The sequence below is a fragment of the Albidovulum sp. genome (assembly GCF_049646345.1).
Lineage (GTDB): Bacteria > Pseudomonadota > Alphaproteobacteria > Rhodobacterales > Rhodobacteraceae > Albidovulum.
The window spans coordinates 1-2350 of sequence record NZ_JBARVQ010000829.1; the positions used below are offsets into that span (position 1 = coordinate 1).

The 2350-nt window shown below is 59.9% G+C and carries 1 protein-coding gene and 1 pseudogene; both read left to right on the plus strand.

Annotated features, from left to right (window positions below; genetic code table 11):
* A pseudogene (locus WBB85_RS21705) lies at positions 1–575 on the plus strand (hypothetical protein); the annotation flags it as partial.
* A gap of 96 nt (positions 576–671) precedes the next feature.
* Complete coding sequence (gene ccrA / locus WBB85_RS21710) at positions 672–1964, plus strand: crotonyl-CoA carboxylase/reductase (protein WP_432640652.1); 1293 nt, start codon at positions 672–674, stop codon at positions 1962–1964.
* Positions 1965–2350: the final 386 nt, after the last annotated feature.

A 2350-nucleotide genomic window follows, 5' to 3' on the forward strand; every position in this document is an offset into this window, starting at 1 on the left:
GGGTCAGGCGGTTCCGGGCCTCGTTCTGGTCGATCCTGAAATTCATCGGGCGGCAGGTGCGCCGGGTGCTGGCGGGGCGGTTCGAGAAGTTCGGGGTGGCCTCGGTCAGTTTCGGCGCGCCGCTGTCTTTGGCGGAGTTTCTGACCGTCCCGCATGAAGATGTGACGGCGGAACTGGCCGAGGAGATGATGAGCCGTATCGCCCGCAATGTCTCGGTCCTGCCGGTGCCGTTGATCGCGGCGGCGATTGGCGGGGAAACCGAACTGTCGCAGGACGAATTGACGGCGCGGGTCGGGGGGCTGGCGGCGCGGCTTGAGGCGGCGGGCGTGCATCTTGACCTGCCGGACGGCTCGGTCGAGGCGGCGATCAGACGGGCGCTGGAGATCCTGACCTTGCGCAAGATCATACGGCGCGAGGGCGGGCGGATCACGGTGCCGTCTAAGGACCGGGCGCTGATCGGGTTCTACGCGGCGGCGGTCGAACAACATATTGCTGCAACTGCGGCATCGGAAACCGGGAAAATCCCGCCGAAACGCGGCGTTCGCCAACCGAAGAGACATAAAATTACAAAATAGATAGCGCAATCTATTGCAATGTTACTGCGCCGATCCTATTCCATAGCTTGAACCCGCATTGATTCTGCGATGCGGCGAGATTGTCAGGAGAGGTAGATGGCTTTGGATACGCAAACCGAAATCGCGCCCTATGATGCGCCCGAAAAAGACCTCTACGAGATCGGAGAAATGCCGCCGCTCGGTCATGTTCCGAAGCAGATGTATGCCTGGGCGATCCGGCGCGAACGCCACGGCGAACCCGATACCGCGATGCAGGTCGAGGTGGTCGATACCTGGAAGCTGGACAGCAACGAGGTGCTGGTTCTGGTGATGGCGGCCGGCGTCAACTACAACGGCGTGTGGGCCAGCCGGGGTGAGCCGATCAGCCCGTTCGACGTTCACAAGCAGGACTATCACGTCGCCGGGTCCGACGCCTCGGGCATCGTCTGGGCGGTGGGCGACAAGGTGAAGCGCTGGAAGGTCGGCGATGAGGTTGTGATCCACTGCAATCAGGATGATGGCGACGACGAACACTGCAATGGCGGCGACCCGATGTTTTCGCCCAGCCAGCGGATCTGGGGCTATGAGACCGGTGACGGATCGTTTTCGCAGTTCACCCGGGTTCAGGCGCAGCAGCTGATGCCGCGTCCGAAGCATCTGACATGGGAAGAGGCCGCCTGCTACACGCTGACGCTGGCCACGGCCTACCGGATGCTGTTCGGCCACGCGCCGCATGATCTTCAGCCGGGCCAGAATGTGCTGGTCTGGGGCGCGTCGGGTGGTCTTGGTTCTTACGCGATCCAGCTGATCAACACCGCAGGCGCCAATGCGATCGGGGTGATCAGTGATGAGAGCAAGCGCGACTTCGTCATGGGGCTGGGCGCCAAAGGCGTGATCAACCGCAATGATTTTAAATGCTGGGGCCAGCTGCCCAAGGTCAACAGCGAGGAGTATAATGCCTGGCTGAAAGAGGCGCGCAAGTTCGGCAAGGCGATCTGGGATATCACCGGCAAGGGCGTAAATGTCGACATGGTGTTCGAGCATCCGGGCGAGGCGACCTTCCCGGTCTCATCTCTCGTGTGCAAGAAGGGCGGCATGGTGGTGATCTGTGCCGGAACTTCGGGCTTCAACTGCACCTTCGACGTGCGTTATATGTGGATGCATCAGAAGCGTCTGCAGGGCTCCCACTTCGCGCATCTGGCGCAGGCCTCGGCCGCGAACAAGCTGATGCTGGAGCGGCGGCTTGATCCCTGCATGTCCGAAGTCTTTCCCTGGGACGAAATTCCGGCCGCGCATATGAAGATGCGCCGGAATGAGCACAAGCCGGGCAATATGGCGGTTCTGGTTCAGGCGCCGCGGACAGGCCTTCGGACCTTCGAGGACGCGCTGGAGGCGGGCCGCCGGGCGTAACCTGACGGCTGATATCCGAATTTTAGGACGCCCCGCCATTTGGTGGGGCGTTTCATTTCTGCAAGACTTTAAAATACGGATTACCCGCGCGTGTGGAATTGGCGATCCGGCGGTAACAATTCAGATCCGCAGCCAGGATTATGTCGGCTTTGAAATGTCGCGCGATATCCGGGTTCAAGTCTTTCCCCGACCCCGGAATTTGCTTTTTGCGCGCTTGCTGAAAACCTGCCCTATAAAGATCAATGGCTTACGCGATTCGCCCCCGCCATTTTCGGCGGGTTGAAAAGCTATTCGATGTTAAGGAACATTTTCATGCTGGGGTTGAATATAAACATAGAAACCACTTTTCGCGGGAATAAAGATGCAATACGAATGGATCCTAGACG